Source organism: Pseudomonas sp. BMW13, from assembly GCF_013357275.1.
Classification (GTDB): Bacteria; Pseudomonadota; Gammaproteobacteria; order Pseudomonadales; family Pseudomonadaceae; genus Aquipseudomonas; species Aquipseudomonas khazarica.
In genome coordinates, this window is the sequence record NZ_SUKD01000004.1 from 196330 (window position 1) to 213976 (window position 17647).

Below are 17647 nucleotides of genomic sequence, written 5' to 3' on the forward strand. Positions count from 1 at the left end.
TCTCCTACTCAGGTCGTGTGCGGTATGCGCAAGGCCGATCACGGGCGGCCCGTAAGCGGCGTGGAGTCTGTACTCCTTGCGCCGCAGACTCGCGATGATAGCACCCGGTCTCGGCCATAACCACGCAACATCTGTGTGGGAAAGCCGATGCCAGGGCCTTTGCGTCAGCGCGTTGGACCGTCCCGGGCGACTAAAGTGCGCCGGCTTTCTTCCAGGCCAGGTAGCTACTGACCAGCTCCGGCCCCAGTTCTCCCGGACGGGCGTCGAGCACCGGCACGTCGTGCGCGGCGAGGCGCTCGTGCAGGTCGGCGCGGGCGTTGAGGTAGTCCAGCGTGCCGCAGTAGGCGATGGCCTGGTCGAGCTGCTCCACCGGCGTCTGGCGCAGGCGGTCCAGTGCTTCCTCGCGCAGGCTGGCGATCAGCACCCGGTGCTGGCGCGACAGGCGACGCACGGCGGCGAGCAGTTCGTGGTCGTCTTCGTCGCGCAGGTTGGTCACCACCACCACCAGCGAGCGACGACGCTGGCGGGCCAGCAGCAGGTCGGCCGCCGCGCTGAAGTCGGCCGGCAACTGGCTGGTTTCCAGGTCGTAGACGGCGTTGAGCAGCACGTTCAGCTGCGCCGGTCCCTTGACCGGGGCCAGGTAGCGCGGCTGCTGACTGGCGAAGGTCGCCAGGCCCACGGCGTCACCCTGGCGCAGGGCCACGTAGCTCAGCAGCAGGCAGGCATTGAGGGCGTGGTCGAAGTGCGACAGCTCGTCGTCCTGGCTGCGCATGCGGCGGCCGCAGTCGAGCAGGAAGACGATCTGCTGATCACGTTCGTCCTGATACTCGCGGGCGATGGGGGTGCGCTTGCGTGCGGTGGCCTTCCAGTCGATCTGGCGCAGGGTGTCGCCGTCGCGAAACTCGCGCAGCTGATGGAACTCCAGGCCCAGGCCGCGACGGGGACGCTGGCGCACGCCGAGCTGGCTGAGCCAGTCGTCCACTGCCTTGAGTTGCGCGCCGTAGAGGCGGGCGAAGTCGGGGTAGACGCGGCTTTCACCCTCGAGCTGCAGCACGCGCCTGGCCTGCCACAGGCGCAGCGGGCTGGGCAGCAGCAGCTCGCAGCGGGCGAAGTGAAAGTGACCGCGTACCAGCGGCTTGAGACGGTAGCTGACGCGCGTCTGCTGGCCGGGATGCAGGCTGATGCGCTGCGGCAGGTGCTCGAATGCCATGCCCTCGGGGACGTGATCGAACACCTCGATCTCCAGCGCCTGGGTGAAGTCGTGGTGAGCGGTCAGCTGCACCTCGCTCCAGCGGCCGAGCGGCAGGTTGCCCGGCAGTTCGCGCTGCAGTCGCGGCGAGGGGCGCTGACGCAGCCAGAAGCCGTCGATGATCGCGATCGCCGACAGCGCCAGCGCCAGGCCCCAGGCCATGGGGAGCAGGCTCTGCGCGAGGTCGACGCCGAGCAGGGGCAAGGCGCCGAGGAGCACCGCGGCGGCGAACAGGCCGGCGAGTAGCCCGAGGAGCAGGCGCGAGGGTTTCATAGGCGAGGAGCCGGCACCTGATCGAGCAGTTGTTGCAGCACCTGGTCCACCGACAGCCCCTCGATGTCCAGCTCCGGGGCCAGGCGCACGCGATGGCGCAGCACGGCCAGCGCACAGCCCTTGATGTCATCGGGCAGGACGAAGTCGCCGCCACGCAGCAGGGCACGGGCGCGGGCGCCGCGTACCAGGGCGATGGAGGCGCGTGGCCCGGCGCCCATGGCCAGGCCAGGCCAGCTGCGGGTGGCCCGCGCCAGGCGCACGGCGTAGTCGAGTACCTGATCGTCGAGCGGCAGGTCGCTGGCGATCTTCTGCAGGGCCTGCACGTCCTTGGCCTGCAGCAGCGTACGCAGCGGGCTGACCTCGAGCATGTCGGCCTTGGCCGAGCGGGTCACCTGGCGCACCATGTTCAGTTCTTCGTCCTGCTCCGGATAGTCCATGCGCAGCTTGAGCATGAAGCGGTCGAGCTCGGCTTCCGGCAGCGGGTAGGTGCCTTCCTGCTCGATCGGGTTCATGGTCGCCAGCACCATGAACGGCAGCTGCACGGGCAGGGCGCGCCCTTCGAGGGTCACCTGGCGCTCCTGCATCACTTCGAGCAGCGCGGCCTGGGTCTTGGCCGGTGCCCGGTTGATCTCGTCGGCGAGCAGCAGGTTGGTGAACACCGGGCCCTTGCGCAGCTTGAACTGCTCGCTCTGCATGTCATACACGGCGTGGCCGGTGACATCACTGGGCATCAGGTCCGGGGTGAACTGGATGCGCGCGAACTCGCCACCGAAGCAGCGGGCCAGGGCCCGCACCAGCAGGGTCTTGCCCAGGCCGGGGACGCCTTCGACCAGCACGTGACCGCCCGCGATCAGCGCTGTGAGCACGTCGTCGATCACCGCGCTCTGGCCGATCACCGCCTTGCGCAATTCGGCGCGCAGGGCCTGGGCCAGCTGGCTGGCACGCTGGCGCTGCTGCACCTGCGGGTTGCCTGGGGCGGCGGCCGGCGCGGCGGGAGCGGCGGCCTGCGGCGGAAGGTTGTCGGTATCGGGCGTCTGTTCACTCATAGGGCATTCCTGAGGGTTTGCAGGTGGGCGACCTGGCGGGTGAAGTCGCTGGCGGAAAGGCGTTGTGGTGGCAGCGGGCGCATGGCCTGGCTGATTTCCCTGGCGGGCAGCCGGGTCAGGCGACCGAGCACCTGCCACTGTTCGGCGACGGCGAGTTTCTCGAAGCCGGGGTAGCGACGTCGGGCTCGGCGATTGATGTCCTGTTGCAGGTGCTTGAGCAGGCTCTGCTGGCCGCCGTGGCGCAGGAGGAAGTCGGCGCTGCCGCGCAGGTGCTCTTCGAGCTGGCGCCGCGCACGGCTGGCAGGTGCCTGCAGCGGCCCGTGGCGCATGCCCACGTGCCAGAGCCCGGCTGCGATCAGCAGGGCGAGCAGGACCAGGGCCAGGGGGAAGTGGCGCAGCAGGAGCCTGGCCAGGCCATCGCTGTCGGCGTGGTAGACCAGGGTCACCGCGCTGTCCTGGCTGAGGTACCAGAGCAGCCAGGCGTGGTCGTATTCGTCGATGTTGCGGTTCTGCCAGATCCACGGATCACTGAGCACGGTGATCAGGCCGTCGCCGTGATACAGCTGCAGCAGGTGCGTGGCCGCGTCGCTGTTGGCCCAGGCGTGGGCGCGGTTCTGTGCGTCGTACAGGTGGTAGTCGGTGTCGAAGGCGATGTAGGCCGGCGCCTCTTCGTTCTCCAGGTAGAGCTTGGTCAGCTCGGGATAGGCATCGCTGTCGTCGTGTTCCTCGTCCGCATCGGCGGCTTCTTCCTCTTCCTCGTCCAGCTCGTCGCTCATGTATTGCTGGATGCCGAGCAGGTCGAGCAGCAGGTCGCCGCTCTTGCCTTCCTCTTCGTCCCACAGGCGTTCGGCGATGAACAGCAGGTGACCGCCGTTGGCCGTCCACTGCAGCAGATGCTCGACCTGGCGTGGCGTCATGTCGTTGCGGTCGGTCAGCAGCATCAGGGTCTGGCCTTCGCTGGGCAGTCCGTTGAGCACGTCCAGGCCGTCGGCGCGCACGACCGCGATGCCCCGTCGGCGCAGGAAGTGTTCGGCCGCGAGGTAGGGGCTGCTGGCCACTTCCGGCGCTGGCCCGTGCTCGACCACTTCCTCGTAGGATTCCAGCTTGCCCAGCAGGTAGATGGCCAGCAGGCCGACCACCAGCAGCAGGCTCGCTCCGAGGGCGAAACCGACACGCCGGCTCATACGGACTGCTCCGTGCCGAACAGGTCGCGCCAGCCCTGGCAGAGGTTCGGCCGCAGCGCCTCGGCAGGCGTGCGATGGCCGTAGGCCAGCGCCTGCCAGTGCAGGGTCAGCAGGCGGCTGTAGGCTTCCAGTTCCTGCTGCTGGAGCGCGACGACCAGTTGCAGCACTTCGCCTTCGGTATGCGACTGCTTCAAGGGCAGGCGGTGTTGATGCAGCAGGCGGCTGAGCAGGGCGCGATAGAGCAGGCCGAGGGCGGCACGTGGCTGCTCGGCCCAGAGGCGTTCGGCCTCGCTAGCGACATCGTCGGGCAGGCTCTCCGGGGCCAGTTCCAGGCCGAACAGCTGCCTCGGCACCTCCACCTTGCGGCGGCTGGGCAGGCCCAGGCGTTCACCGAAGGCCTGCAGCCATTCGCGGTAGCGCCACAGGATGTAGGCCAGCAGGCCCGCCAGGGCAGCCCACAGCAGCACTTCGAATACCTGCGCGACGATATCCAGGCTCTTCCACCATTCGCTCAGCTTGAACAGGTTCTCGATCATCTGCAGCAGGGCTTTCGCGTCTTCCGGGTCGGCCTCCTCGGCGGACTTCTCCTCACCCAGGCGCCAGCGGGTGACGGTCTCGCGATGCTGGAACGGCGGTTCGTCGAGCAGCGCTTCGATGTCGTCGCGAGCCGCCTGGCTGGTCAGCGGCTGGTGCAGCAGGCGTGGCGCGTCGGGGCCCTGGGCATCGACCGTTTCGCTGGCGGCGGGCGGCGTGTCGGCCCAGGCGTTGCCCGGCAGTTGCGTCAGCAGCAGCGCGCAACCCAGCAGCACGGCATAGGCGCTGCCGGTCAGGCGCTGGCGCAGGCGGCGGAAGGTCAGTTCGATGTCCCAGGCTTCCAATGCCGTGCGGCGATTGAGGTAGAGGGTGAAACCACAGGCCACGTACACCGGCTCCCAGACGATCAGCAGCAGGACATAGAGCAGGTTGGAGAGGTGTTCGAGCCACAGCCACTCACCGCTGCTGGCGGCGATGACGCTTTCCCAGCTCCAGTTCAGCTCCACCTGCTGCGGCAGCATCATGTAGAACAGCACGATCAGCCCCATCCACAGGGCAAGCTCCAGGTGCATGCCGACCAGGGTCAGCCAGGTGGCCGCGGCGCTGTCGCGCTGGCCAAGAACCACCAGACGCTGGCCGCGCGCCTTGCCGGACAGCCCTTCGAGTTGCAGCACCGGCAGGTCGAAGCTGCGCGTCGGGCTCAGCCGGCGCCAGGTCAGGCTGGCCAGCAGTTGCGGGCGCAGCAGTCCGGGCAGGGCGCGCAGGGCCTGTTTCAGCGAGGGGGTATTGCCGAACAGAGCGTGCGAGAGGATGTACAGCGGCAGGCGCTCATAGGCGGGCTTGAGCCACCAGAACAGAAATACCGCCCAGCCCGGGTACTGCCACAGCACGGCGCAGAGCAGGGCGAACAGGGGCAGGGTGACCAGCGCCCAACTGGCCATCAGCAGGCCGGCGTGGCGGCGCGCGAGCAGCACGCCGAGGTCCATGGCCTCCCAGGCGCTGCGCGGGCGAATGGCGACGCTGGCTTCAGTCAGGCGCATGCTGTCTCCGTCCGCCCAGCAGCAGGTAACTCAGCACCAGCAGCCACAGGCCGCTGCCGACGGCGTACTTGATGTCGGGGCTGGCGAAGGTGGTGGACGACCAGAAGGCCTCGATGAAGGCGGCCACCAGGAGAAACAGGATCACCCCGCAGACCAGCTGTATCGCCTTGCCGGCCGCCAGGCGAAGTGCCTCGCCACGGGGCAGGCGCCCGGGGGCCAGCAGGGCCCAGCCGAGCTTGAGGCCGGCGGCTCCGGCCAGGGCGATGGCGGTCAGCTCGAACGCGCCATGACCGATGACGAACGACCAGAACGGCTCGCCGTAGCCGATACGGGTCAGGTGGCCGGCCACGCCGCCGATCATCAGGCCGTTGAAGAGCAGGAAGAACAGGCTGCCCAGGCCAAGCAGCAGGCCGCTGGCGAAGGTCTGAAAGGCGATGCCGATGTTGTTCATGATGTAGAAGCCGAACATCATCCAGTCGTCGCCGGAGCCACGCTCGCTGAAGCGGCCGAGGCGACGTGCATCGGGGTCGTACATGTGTTCCATGTTGCTGACCTGGTCGGGGCTGACCAGGCTGTAGATCAGCTCCGGGTAGAGGTAGGTCAGCAGCCCCATCAGCCCCAGGCTGCCGAAGAACAGCAGGCTGGCCACGCACACGCTGCGCCATTCGCTGCGTACCAGGCGCGGAAAGCCGCCGAACAGGAAGCGGATGATCTGCGCGCCCAGGTGGCTGCGGTGGCGATAGAACTGCTGGTGGCCGCGCATGGCCAGTTGCTGCAACTGATCGATCAGGTGGCTGCTGTAGCCACGCGCCTGGGCCAGGGCCAGGTGCTGGCAGAGCTGCCGGTAGTCGGCGGCGAAGCGGGTGCAGGCCTGAGCCTCGGCCTTGCCACGCTCGAGCGCGTCGAGCTGGTCGGCGAAAGCCTCCCAGTCGCTCTGGTGGCGGTTCTCGAACAGGCTCTGTTTCATGGCGCGCTCCCCAGCAAGCCACGGGCGATGCCATTCAACTGCGGCTCCGCCTGCTCGGCGGGCACCTGCAACGGTTCGGCCAGCAGCGTCGCGAGTTCGGCCCGGCGTGCCGCGGACAACTGCTCGCCACGCTCGGCAAAGCCGAGCAGTGCACGTTGCTCGTTGAGCGTCAGCGGGAACGGTGCCGGCAGCGGCTCCACATCGGGCAGCTGCGGCTTGTTCAGCGGCGCGTCACGGTAGACCACCAGGGTGCCGGCGGCGATGTCGCCGAGACGCTTGAAGGCCGGGTGATTCAGGCAGCTGAGAATGCCCAGGGTGTAGCCGAACGGCAGCAGGTCGACGAAGCGCAGCAGGTTGCGGGTCAGCGAGGCGGCCCAGCCGATCGGCGTGCCGTCATCGTGTACCACGCGCAGACCGAACATCTGCTTGCCGGGCGAGCGGCCCTGGTTGAGCACCTCGAACAGCACCATGTACCACCAGGTGACCAGGAACAGCAGGATGGTGCCCAGGCCCATGCCGAACTGGCCGAGCAGCCCCAGCACGATGAAGGTCACGCCCAGGATCAGGCCGCGGATGGCCAGGTCGATGGCGAATGCCAGGGCGCGAGGCACCAGCCCGGCCGGACGCAGATGCAGATCGATGCCTTCCGGCGTTTCGACCTGATAGCGGGTGTCCAGGGGAGGCTGGTCAGTCGGAAGGCTTGCGCTTGAGCGTAAGGGCATCGGCGGAGGGTATCAGGGAAAGCCCGATGCTAGCGAGCAGCGGGCCACGAACGCAACCGGACCCGCATGGCGGGTCCGGGGCATCGATTTACTGCGCGGCAGGCAGCACGCCGAAAATGGTGCGGTACAGCACGCCCATGGCGACCACCATCAGCGGGATGCTCCAGATCAGGCCGATGCCCAGCGGGATGGCGCTGACCATGACGATCAGGCCGAGCACGATGAACAGGCCGAAGACCTTGAACCAGTGCTGCGTGATGGCCTTGCGCGAGGTTTCCAGCGCTTGCCACGGGGACAGGCCACGCTCGACCACCAGCGGGATCGCCAGCAGGTAGGCTACCGCCAGGTAGATGCCCGGGATCAGCAGCAGGAACATGCCGAGGTAGATCATCAGCATCATCACCACGGCGGTGATGATCAGCGGCACGGTACGGCCGAAGTGGCTGAAGATTTCGTTGAAGCTCAGCGGCTGGTCGGCGGCGCGGCGGATGCCGACCATGTTGATTCCGGCCATGAACGGATAGGCCAGCGCCGAGGCCAGCAGCGAGATGAGGATTTCGCCGACGATCATCACCAGCATGTTCTCGCTCAGGGCGGTGAAGATGCCGACCACGCCACCGAGGATGAAGGTCGCTGCCAGCAGGACCACGTAGAACACCACGAAGCCGCCGATGATGATGCCCTTGGTGCCTTTGACCCGGTTCCAGGATTCGCTCAGCAGGTCGCCGATGCTGAAGTCGTAACCGCGCGCCAGCGCCTCTTCGATGCTTGGCGTACCACCCTGGGTGGATGGCTGCAGGTCACTGGCCGGAGCGGCATAGGGATTGGGGGTGGTTGCTTCACTCATGTCAGCATCCTTGTCGTTGAGTGGGAAGGGGGCGGTAATCCTAGTGGCAAGGGCGCGCGCCTTACAAGAGGTAGGCGCACGCGGATGCGATGGCTGTGCGCTGGTTCATGCTTCGCCCGGCTCGGTGCGCCCGGACGCGAATGGTAGACTCCCGGCACATTTGCCTCGGAGGGAAGCCGCCCATGACTGCCAGCATCTTCTGGTACGACTACGAAACCACCGGGATCAATCCGCGTTGCGACCGCCCGTTGCAGGTGGCGGGCATTCGTACCGATGAAGCACTCAACGAGATCGGCGAACCGCTGAACATCTACTGTCGGCCCAGCGATGACATCCTGCCGCATCCGGCGGCCTGCCTGGTCACCGGCATCGATCCGCAACGCCTGCAGCAGCTGGGGCTCGACGAAGGCGAGTTCATGACGCGGGTGCATGCCGCGCTCGCGGCGCCGGGCACCTGTGGCGCCGGCTACAACAGCCTGCGCTTCGACGACGAGGTGACGCGCTACAGCCTCTACCGCAACTTCTTCGACCCCTATGCGCGGGAGTGGCAGAGTGGCAACAGCCGCTGGGACCTGATCGATCTGGTGCGCACCGCCTATGCGCTGCGCCCCGAGGGGATCGAGTGGCCGGAGGAGGCCGGGCGCGTATCGCTCAAGCTGGAGAGGCTGACCCAGGCCAACGGCATCGACCATGGCCAGGCCCACGACGCGCTCTCCGACGTGCGCGCGACCATCGGCCTGGCGCGCCTGCTGCGCGAGCGCCAGCCACGGCTGTATGACTTCCTGTACCAGTTGCGCAGCAAGCAGCGGGTGCTGGATCAGGTGCGCCTGTTGCAGCCGCTGGTGCATGTCTCCGGGCGTTTTTCCGCCGCGCGTCACTACCTGGCGCCGGTGCTGCCGCTGGCCTGGCACCCGCGCAACCGCAACGCGCTGATCGTCTGCGACCTGCAGGCCGACCCTGCACCCTTGCTCGAGCTGGACGCCGATACGCTGCGCGAGCGCCTGTACACGCGCCGTGAGGACCTGGCAGAGGGTGAGGCGCCGGTGCCCTTGAAGTTGTTGCACATCAACCGCTGTCCGGTGGTGGCGCCGCTGTCGGTACTGCGTGAGTCGGACCGGCAGCGGCTGCAGCTGGACTGGCCCGCCTGCGAGCGTAACGTGCAGACATTGAAGGACACACAGGCGTCCTGGCAGGCGAAACTTGCCGATGTCTATCGCGAAGAAGCCTTTGCCGGCAGTTCCGATCCTGAACAACAGCTGTACGATGGCTTCATTGGCGACCGTGATCGTCGTTTGTGCGAACAGGTGCGTAATGCATCGCCCGAGGCACTGGCCAGCGATAAATGGCCATTCGACGATATACGCCTGCCGGAACTGCTGTTTCGTTATCGCGCGCGCAACTTCCCCGGCAGCCTGAGTTCCGCCGAACAGCAGCGTTGGCTGGAGTTCTGCAGGCAGCGTCTGAACGATCCACAATTCGGTGCCCCCAATACCCTGGCGCAGTTTCACGCCGCGCTCGAACAGCTGAGTCAAGATTGCAATGCGCAGCAACTGCAACTTCTGCAGCAGTGGCATGCTCATGCGCAGGCGGTGCAGGCGCGCCTGGCGTGAGGCCATGCAAGTGCCTGGGAGCTGTTGAAGCGGGGCGCCAGTTGTCGGCTGGCAGCGGGGCGGTTTATTGCGCGGAGGTATACGCGGTGGCTGTGCCGGCGCTCATGTTGCGGGAACTTTTCGCCGGTCGGCGATAATTGCCTGAAGCTGTTTGCCCGGTCAGTTTCTACAAACGGACGGCAATAAAAAACGCCAGCATGGCTGGCGTTTTGCGCTGGGGGAAAGCATCAACCCAGCAGGGTGGCCCAACCTTCCACGACGTCAGCGCCCCACTTGGCTTTCCACTCTTTCAGGGTCTTGTGGTTGCCGCCTTTGGTTTCGATCACTTCGCCGCTGTGCGGGTTCTTGTACTGCTTGACCTTGCGCGCACGCTTGGTGGCTACAGGTTTGGCCGCACGCGTGCTCTTGCCAACTTTGGCTTCCGGGTCGAGCAGGGCAATGATGTCGCGCAGCGACTTCTGGTATTCGCCCATCAGGGTGCGCAGCTTGCCTTCGAACTCCAGCTCTTTCTTCAGCTTGTCGTCTTGCGACATGTTCTTCAGGCGTTCTTGCAGCTCTTTGATGTTTTCTTCGATGTTGCGGTATTCGTTGATCAGCGACATGGGCATTACCTTGGCGTGAATTATCTGTAAGGGTCAACAGTGAGTGAATAATAGGCGTGCACTTATAGCAAGTAAACAGCGGGGGGTGAAATAACCGAGTTGTGCTGAAACTTCCCGTGTCGTCGCGCTTAGTTCAGTTTGCCTATTTCCGGAGTTTTCCAAGTTTCCCGCTTGGCAGTGCGCCGATTCTTGCGCGCTTGCAGCGCCTGTATTCAATGCGCCGTCAGCCGCGCTGCTACTGCAGTTTTTCAGGCTTGCCGTTAGAATGGCCGCCTTTTGCGCCGTCCTTGGGGTTTTAGTTATGCGTACCTTCAGATTGATCATTTCCTGCCCTGACCGCGTCGGCATCGTTGCCAAAGTCAGTAATTTCCTCGCGACCTACAACGGCTGGATTACCGAAGCGAGCCATCACTCCGATACGCAGAGTGGCTGGTTCTTCATGCGCCACGAGATTCGTGCCGACTCCCTGCCGTTCGACCTGGAGGGTTTCAAGCAGGCCTTCGCGCCCATCGCACGCGAGTTCTCCATGGAGTGGCGTGTCACCGATTCGGCGCAGAAGAAGCGCGTGGTGCTGATGGCCAGCCGCGAATCGCATTGCCTGGCCGACCTGCTGCACCGTTGGCACAGCAACGAGCTGGATTGCGACATCCCCTGCGTGATCGCCAACCATGACGACCTGCGTAGCATGGTCGAGTGGCACGGCATTCCCTATTTCCATGTGCCGGTCGATGCCAGGGACAAGGCGCCGGCCTTCGCCGAGGTTGAGCGTCTGGTCAAGGAGCATCAGGCCGACGTCATCGTCCTGGCGCGCTACATGCAGATCCTGCCGCCGGCACTGTGCACCGAGTACGCGCAGCGCGTGATCAACATCCACCACAGCTTCCTGCCGTCCTTCGTCGGCGCCAAACCCTACCACCAGGCCTCGCTGCGTGGCGTGAAGCTGATCGGCGCGACGTCCCACTACGTGACCGAAGAACTGGATGCCGGGCCGATCATCGAGCAGGACGTCGTGCGCGTCAGCCACCGCGACGATATCGAGGAAATGGTGCGTCTGGGCAAGGACGTGGAGAAGATGGTGCTGTCGCGTGGGCTACGCTATCACTTGGAAGACCGAGTGCTGGTTCACGACAACAAGACGGTGGTTTTCGACTGATCTTGGCGCATGGGCCGGCCCGGTGCATGTCAGAGGAGAACGGCCATGCTCAAGTCCATCAAGGTTCGTGACTATATGACTCGGCGGCTGGTGACCTTCAGGTCGGATACCGATCTGTTCACCGCCATCAACCGGCTGCTGGAGCACCGTATTTCCGGGGCGCCGGTGGTCGATTCGCAAGGGCACCTGATCGGGCTGTTGTCGGAGAGCGACTGCCTGCGTGGCATCCTCTCCGGCGCCTATTACGAAGCCATCGGCGGCACCGTCAGCTCGTACATGACCACCCAGGTCGAGACGGTGACCCCCGAGGCGGACATCATCGAGTTGTCGGAGCGTTTCCTGCGCGGGCGGCGTCGGCGCATGCCGGTGATCGAGGACGGTCGCCTGGTCGGACAGATCAGCCGGCACGACGTGCTCAGGGCGGTCAAGGAATTCGCCCAGCATGAACGCGGTGCCGGCGAGGGGAGTGGCAATGAGCGATCCGTTGGATAAGGCCACGTCCAAGGCGCCGCCGACGCTCGGTGAAGGCTGCGTGCGGCGCTACGACCCGGATGCACTCGGCGACGAGGATGGCACCGATTTCCCCGACGCTGCGGAGCTCTGGCGGCAGCTGCAGGAGCAGCAGGAACGAACCTCCGGGCAGGAATGAAGAAAGGGCGCCACGGCGCCCTTTCTCATGAGCCAGATGTGCCTCAGATGCGGAAGCTGTCGACCAGGTGCTTGAGGCGCACAGCCTGCTGCTCCAGGTCGCCGCAGGCACGCAGGGTGGCCTGGAGGTTCTCCACGCCCTCCTGGTTGAGGGTGTTGATTTCGATGATGTCCATGTTCAGCGACTCGATCACCGAGGTCTGTTCCTCCGTGGCGGTGGCCACCGACTGGTTCATGCCATCGATCTCGCCGATGCGCGCGGTGACCGTGCCCAGCCGTTCGCCGGCCTGGTTGGCGATTTCCACGCTGTCTTCGCTGTAGCGCTGGCTCTCGGTCATGGTGGTGACCGATTCGCGTGAGCCGACCTGCAGCTCTTCGATCATCTTCTCGATTTCCTGCGCCGACTCCTGGGTGCGGTGCGCCAGGTTGCGCACCTCGTCCGCCACCACCGCGAAGCCGCGACCGGCCTCGCCTGCGCGAGCGGCCTCGATCGCCGCGTTGAGGGCGAGCAGGTTGGTCTGCTGGGAAATGCTCTTGATCACCTCAAGAATCTGGCCGATGTCCACGGTCTTGCTGTTGAGCATCTCGATCTTGGCGCAGGCGTCGCTGATCTTGTCCGACAGCTCGCTCATCGAGCGGATCGCCTGTTGCACCACCTTGCCGCCGTCCTCGGCCTGGTGACGGGCATCGGACGCCTGGTTGGAGGCGTCCGCGGCGTTGCGCGCGATCTCCTGGGCGGCGGCGCCGAGCTGGTTGATCGCCGCCGCGACGCTGTTGGTGCGGCTGGCCTGTTCATCGGAGTTGGCCATCGACGAGTTGGAGGCATTGACCACCAGCTTGGCCACTTCGTTGACCTGCACGGTGGCCGACGACACCTCGCGGATCGACGAGTGGATACGTTCGACGAAGCGGTTAAAGGAGCTGGCCAGGGCACCGAATTCATCACCGGATTCGATGTCGAGGCGCTTGGTCAGGTCACCCTCGCCCTGGGCGATGTCCTCCATGGCCTTGCCCATGGTGATCAGCGGTCGCATCAGCACGCGAATGAGCAGGCCCAGCAGGCCGATGATCAGCACCACGGCGATGATCGTGACGATGATCGCCGAGGCACGGAACTCGGTGAGCATCGAGTAGGCCTTGGCCTTGTCCACGGACAGGCCGATGTGCCAGCTGACCGAGGGCAGCCCCTTGACCGGCGTGAAGGTCAGGATGCGCTCGCTGCCGTCCAGCGTGGCTTCGCTGAAGGCGTTGCTGATCACGGGGGTGTTCTGTGGATAGACGTCCTTGAGGTTCTTCATCACCAGGCTCTTGTCCGGGTGCACGAGAATCTCGCCGTCGGAGCTGACCAGGAAGGCATAGCCGATGCCGTCGAAGTCCAGCGCGTTGATGATGTCGACCAGGGTCTGCAGGCTCAGGTCGCCGCCCACCACGCCTGCCGACTGCGCTGGCGTGGCGATGGTGATGATCAGCTCGCTGGTCGCGGCGTCGACGTAGGGCTCGGTCAGGGTGGTGCCGCCAGCGGCCTTGGCGTCCTTGTACCAGGGGCGCACGCGAGGGTCGTAGTCGGCGGGCATTTCCTCGTCGGGGCGCATGGTGAACTCGCCGTTCTCGGTGCCGAGGTAGGTGAAGGCGAAGGACGAGGTCAGGGCCTTCTGCTCCAGCAGCTTGGTCACGCGCTCCGGCGAGCTGTCGTTGCTGATCGACTGCGCGGCACTTTCCACCAGCAGGATGCGCCCGGACAGCCAGTTCTGGATGTTGCTGGCCGTGACGTCGCCCATTTCATGCAGGTAGTTTTCCAGGTCGTCGCGAATGGCGTTGCGCTGCAGGTAGTCGTTGTAGAGGGTGAACAGGGAAAAGGCGACGATCACCACCAACGACGCGGCGAGCAGGATCTTGTGGCTGAACTGCAGGTTTTTAGTCATATCGTCTTGCTTCCGGAGGCCTCTGGAACCAGTCTTGTATTCCACCGCGGCACAATGCGCTGCGCCGCGTAGCTGCCGTGGCACGAGCGCGCCGCTGTTGCTTTCAAGCCTGTATCGTCATAGTTGCAGTAAAGCTTTAACCCAGGGGATGGCAAGATGCCTTTGAATTCGCAGTTCGTATTGGGGGCGGGTAGCGACGGTCAGGCCGTCGGCCAGCCGTTGCGTCTGGCCAACCGTCACGGCCTGATCGCCGGGGCGACCGGTACCGGCAAGACCGTGACCTTGCAACGCCTGATCGAGACCTTCAGTGATGCCGGCGTGGCGGTGTTCGCCGCGGACGTCAAGGGTGACCTCTGCGGTCTCGGCGCCGCTGGCACGCCGCAGGGCAAGGTCGCCGAACGCATCGCCAGCATGCCGTGGCTGAATCACCAGCCGCAGGCGTACCCCGTGACCCTGTGGGATGTGCATGGTCGCAGCGGTCACCCGTTGCGCACCACGCTCAGCGAGATGGGCCCGCTGTTGCTGAGCGCCCTGCTGGAGCTGACCGACAGTCAGCAGGCCGCCCTGTATGCGGCGTTCAAGGTGGCGGATCGCGAAGGCCTGCTGCTGCTCGACATGAAGGACCTGAAGGCGCTGCTCGGCCATCTCAAGGACAACCCGGCGGTGCTCGGCGAGGATGCCGCGCTGTTCACCAGCACCTCGGCGCAGGCGCTGTTGCGCCGCCTGGCGGGCCTGGAGCAGCAGGGCGCCGAAGCCCTGTTCGGCGAGCCGGCCCTGCAACTGGAGGATCTCCTGCATCCGGATCGTGACGGCCGTGGCCGCATCCATCTGCTCGATGCCAGTCGCCTGGTGCACGAGGCGCCGAAGGTCTACGCGACCTTCCTGCTCTGGCTGCTGGCCGAGCTGTTCGAGCAGTTGCCGGAACGGGGCGACGCCGACAAGCCGGTACTGGCGCTGTTCTTCGACGAAGCGCATCTGCTCTTCGAGGGCACGCCGAAGGCGCTGCAGGAGCGTCTGGAGCAGGTGGTGCGACTGATCCGTTCGAAAGGCGTCGGGGTGTATTTCGTCACCCAGTCGCCCAGCGACCTGCCCGATGACGTGCTGGCCCAGCTCGGCCTGCGTATCCAGCATGGCCTGCGGGCGTTCACCACCAAGGAACAGAAGGCGCTGCGCGCGGTTGCCGACGGCTTTCGCCCCAATCCGGCGTTCGACAGCCTGAGCGTGCTCACCGAACTGGGGATCGGCGAGGCGCTGGTCGGCACGCTGGAGGACAAGGGCACGCCGGCCATGGTGCAGCGCGTGGCCATCGCGCCGCCGCAGTCACGCATCGGGCCGCTGAGCGAGGCCGAGCGCGCGGCGCTGGTGCGCCAGTCGCCGTTGGCAGGGCGCTACGACAAGCCCATCGACCGCGAGTCGGCCTACGAGCTGCTGACCGCCCGTGCCGAAGCGCGCCAGGAGGCGCCGGCCAAGACCGCGCAGAAGCCGCAGAAGGCCGAGCCCGGGCTGGGCGACATGGCCGGCGAGCTGATTGGCAGTGCGATGAAGAGCGCGCTGCGCCAGGCCGCCAACCAGATTGGCCGGCAGCTGGTGCGTGGACTCATGGGGTCGCTGCTCGGCAGCAAGAAGCGCTGAGCGGAAGGGCGCTAGCCGGCGGCTTCGTCGGCGGCGTCCTGCTTGTCCTGGCGTTCCTTCTCGATCTTCTCGATTTCTTTGTCGAAGGCCTGGTCGAGCAGGCTGGGTTTCTTGCGCCAGGGTTTGCGGTCGGGGTCCGGTTGAGCAGCGTAGGTGATGACCTCACCGCCGTATACATCCTTGTAACGCTGCGCCTGGCGCTCTAGTTCTGCGCGCAGTTCGTCTTTCGTCACGGGGTTTACCTGTAGGTTCCTGATCGATCCAGATGACGCGCGCAATATCAGGTCGATCAGTTTCGGCCTGGCGTGCATGGAAAGTTCGCGTCGACTGGCGGGGGAGCGTGCAATGCGGCATGACATGCCGGCATCGTTCTCCTGTCTCGGTTGTTACGAGTATCTGTAACTATTCGTCGAGAAAAGTTGCGTGGTGCAACGGAGGCGTATTATCGCCGACGTCCGATGAATGTCCAGTGATCAGTTGGCCAGCGCCTGGTAGTGCAGGGTGACAGTCAACCGGCAAGTTTGCCCGGGTTGCAGCAAGTGCAGCCCCGGACGCCCCGGCAGATGGTGGGCGTTGACCGGGTGGCTGACCGGCTCGAAACAGAAGAAGGGCTGGTCCTGCGGGCAGAACAATAGAAATACTTCCGCGCCCTGTGCTTCGCAGAGAAGTTGGTAGTCGCCATCGTGCTGAATGATTCGCGCATGACCGGGCCACCCGCTGAAGGCATGGTCGACAACTTGCGCCGGTAATGCAGCGGGGGCGTCGAAGTTCCAGACTTCGGGCAACTCGATCCAGCGACTGGACAACTTGTTTTCATCACTTAACCAGACACCGCTGGCTTGCACCTGCAACTGTGTGTGGGCGTTGCGTGGCAGGTAGGGATGCAGGCCGAGGCCATACCAGGTGGGCTGGCTCCCCGCATGAGTGGCTTGCAGGCTCAGCTGCAGGCGCCCCGCATCGAGCCGCACCTGCAGATCCGCGTGGTAGGGGAAGGGGTGCTGGCTGTGCAGCTGCAGCCGGGCGCTGTCCGATGTCACGTTGACCACCTGCCAGGGCTGCTGCCAGGCACTGCCGTGTATGGGCAGTGCCTCATGCTCGGTATTGGCCACGAGCGCCTGCCAGCCAGCCGGGGTGTCGAAGCCGCCGCCGCCGATGCGGTTGGACCATGGTAGCAACGGGTAGCAGGCCAGGCGTCTGGGATTGCCGGCGGCCAGCGCGAGGTCGTCGCTGTGGCGCAGCAGCGGGCGGCCATCGCTGCGCCGACTCCAGTTGACCAGGCTGGCGCCCAGCTCCGGGGCCAGGGTCAACTGGGTGAGATCGTCGCCTAACGTCAGCAAGGTCGTCGCCATGTGCCGCCCCTGAGCCTGGATTTGTCGGGAATTCATAGTGTCATCGTACAACCGCTGGGCTATCATTGCCGCACAGTATCAAGTCGAGAGCTCATCCATCATGGAAATGCACAACGCTCAACCTCGTGCTCGTCGCAAGCACCGCAGCCTGGCCCAGGAGCTGGTGGCGGAGCTGTCGCAGCGCATTCGTGACGGCCAGATCAAGCGTGGTGAGAAGTTGCCCACCGAGTCGGCCATCATGGAAGAACAGGGTGTCAGCCGTACCGTGGTACGCGAGGCCCTGTCGCGTCTGCAGGCCGCCGGGCTGGTGGAGACGCGCCACGGGATCGGCACCTTCGTGCTCGATACCCCCAGCGCCAGTGGTTTTCGTATCGACCCGGCGACCATCGTCACGCTGCGTGACGTGCTGGCCATTCTCGAGCTGCGCATCAGCCTCGAAGTGGAGTCCGCCGGGATGGCGGCGCAGCGGCGCAGCGATGCCCAGCTGAAAGCCATTCGCGAGGCGTTGGATGCCATCAACGAGAGCGTGGCGCATGCCAGTGACGCGGTCTCCTCGGATTTCCAGTTCCACCTGAGCATCGCCGAGGCCACGGGCAACCGTTACTTCACCGATATCCTCAGCCACCTGGGGACCAGCATCATCCCGCGTACCCGGGTCAATTCCGCCAGCCTGGCGCGTGACGATCAGACCCACTACATGGCGCGCCTGGAGCGTGAGCACGAGCAGATCTTCGAGGCCATCGCCCGCCAGGATGCCGAGGCCGCGCGGGCGGCGATGCGCCTGCACCTGACCAACAGCCGTGAGCGCCTGCGGCAGGCGCACGAGGCGGCCGAGGCCGAAGCGCTGCACGGCTGATTCGGTGGCGGTG

Annotated in this window: 17 protein-coding genes; 6 read left to right on the top strand and 11 right to left on the bottom strand. The window is 65.6% G+C overall.

Translation table 11 applies throughout. The features are described from left to right. Positions 1-190 precede the first annotated feature (190 nt). From E4487_RS04615 to E4487_RS04645, 7 genes are all read right to left on the bottom strand, one after another. Positions 191-1522, bottom strand: a complete 1332-nt coding sequence (locus E4487_RS04615) for a DUF58 domain-containing protein (protein WP_175252795.1) — start codon at positions 1520-1522, stop codon at positions 191-193. Beyond that, positions 1519-2568: a MoxR family ATPase gene (locus E4487_RS04620; protein WP_037049236.1), complete on the bottom strand. Its 1050-nt coding sequence runs from the start codon at positions 2566-2568 to the stop codon at positions 1519-1521. The genes E4487_RS04615 and E4487_RS04620 overlap by 4 nt, the downstream gene beginning before the upstream one ends. Further along, the gene (locus E4487_RS04625; protein WP_037049233.1) at positions 2565-3752 is read right to left on the bottom strand and encodes a DUF4350 domain-containing protein; all 1188 of its coding nucleotides are present in this window, start codon (positions 3750-3752) and stop codon (positions 2565-2567) included. Before E4487_RS04625 ends, E4487_RS04620 begins: the two co-directional genes overlap by 4 nt. Beyond that, a complete protein-coding gene (locus E4487_RS04630) occupies positions 3749-5326 on the bottom strand; it encodes a DUF4129 domain-containing protein (RefSeq protein WP_175252796.1) in 1578 nt (525 codons plus the stop codon). Before E4487_RS04630 ends, E4487_RS04625 begins: the two co-directional genes overlap by 4 nt. Continuing rightward, positions 5313-6293, bottom strand: coding sequence for a stage II sporulation protein M (locus E4487_RS04635; protein ID WP_175252797.1), 981 nt, complete (start codon positions 6291-6293; stop codon positions 5313-5315). The genes E4487_RS04630 and E4487_RS04635 overlap by 14 nt, the downstream gene beginning before the upstream one ends. Beyond that, complete coding sequence (locus E4487_RS04640; RefSeq protein WP_175252798.1) at positions 6290-7015, bottom strand: RDD family protein; 726 nt, start codon at positions 7013-7015, stop codon at positions 6290-6292. The genes E4487_RS04635 and E4487_RS04640 overlap by 4 nt, the downstream gene beginning before the upstream one ends. A gap of 88 nt (positions 7016-7103) precedes the next feature. Continuing rightward, positions 7104-7862: a hypothetical protein gene (locus E4487_RS04645; protein ID WP_134677100.1), complete on the bottom strand. Its 759-nt coding sequence runs from the start codon at positions 7860-7862 to the stop codon at positions 7104-7106. Positions 7863-8044: 182 nt separating this feature from the next. Here E4487_RS04645 and sbcB point away from each other — a divergent pair, with 182 nt between their 5' ends. Then, positions 8045-9472, top strand: coding sequence for an exodeoxyribonuclease I (gene sbcB, locus E4487_RS04650; protein ID WP_175252799.1), 1428 nt, complete (start codon positions 8045-8047; stop codon positions 9470-9472). Between the two features lie 227 nt (positions 9473-9699). Here sbcB and mvaT read toward each other — a convergent pair whose 3' ends face one another. Further along, positions 9700-10074, bottom strand: coding sequence for a histone-like nucleoid-structuring protein MvaT (gene mvaT / locus E4487_RS04655; protein WP_037049221.1), 375 nt, complete (start codon positions 10072-10074; stop codon positions 9700-9702). A 301-nt stretch (positions 10075-10375) separates the two neighbouring features. Between mvaT and purU the strand changes: the two genes are divergently transcribed. Genes purU through E4487_RS04670 form a run of 3 tightly spaced genes read left to right on the top strand, consistent with a single transcriptional unit; the run spans position 10376 to position 11876 of the window. Then, the gene (gene purU / locus E4487_RS04660) at positions 10376-11227 is read left to right on the top strand and encodes a formyltetrahydrofolate deformylase (RefSeq protein WP_134677102.1); all 852 of its coding nucleotides are present in this window, start codon (positions 10376-10378) and stop codon (positions 11225-11227) included. A 45-nt stretch (positions 11228-11272) separates the two neighbouring features. Next, positions 11273-11719, top strand: coding sequence for a CBS domain-containing protein (locus tag E4487_RS04665; protein ID WP_037049210.1), 447 nt, complete (start codon positions 11273-11275; stop codon positions 11717-11719). Beyond that, positions 11700-11876, top strand: coding sequence for a hypothetical protein (locus E4487_RS04670; protein ID WP_167519182.1), 177 nt, complete (start codon positions 11700-11702; stop codon positions 11874-11876). The genes E4487_RS04665 and E4487_RS04670 overlap by 20 nt, the downstream gene beginning before the upstream one ends. 43 nt (positions 11877-11919) lie before the next feature. Here the strand turns inward: E4487_RS04670 and E4487_RS04675 are convergent, their stop codons facing one another. Continuing rightward, positions 11920-13797, bottom strand: a complete 1878-nt coding sequence (locus E4487_RS04675) for a methyl-accepting chemotaxis protein (RefSeq protein ID WP_175252800.1) — start codon at positions 13795-13797, stop codon at positions 11920-11922. 156 nt (positions 13798-13953) lie between these two features. Between E4487_RS04675 and E4487_RS04680 the strand changes: the two genes are divergently transcribed. Continuing rightward, a complete protein-coding gene (locus E4487_RS04680) occupies positions 13954-15429 on the top strand; it encodes a helicase HerA-like domain-containing protein (protein WP_150606035.1) in 1476 nt (491 codons plus the stop codon). Positions 15430-15440: 11 nt separating this feature from the next. On the opposite strand, the gene E4487_RS04685 is transcribed toward E4487_RS04680, so the two are convergent. Beyond that, a complete protein-coding gene (locus E4487_RS04685) occupies positions 15441-15662 on the bottom strand; it encodes a hypothetical protein (protein ID WP_037049204.1) in 222 nt (73 codons plus the stop codon). A gap of 240 nt (positions 15663-15902) precedes the next feature. After that, on the bottom strand, positions 15903-16778 hold the full coding sequence (locus E4487_RS04690) for an aldose 1-epimerase (RefSeq protein WP_175252801.1): 876 nt from the start codon (positions 16776-16778) through the stop codon (positions 15903-15905). Positions 16779-16878: 100 nt separating this feature from the next. On the opposite strand from E4487_RS04690, the gene E4487_RS04695 reads away from it, so the two are divergent. Next, positions 16879-17634, top strand: coding sequence for a FadR/GntR family transcriptional regulator (locus tag E4487_RS04695; protein ID WP_047585788.1), 756 nt, complete (start codon positions 16879-16881; stop codon positions 17632-17634). The last annotated feature ends 13 nt before the right edge of the window (positions 17635-17647 follow it).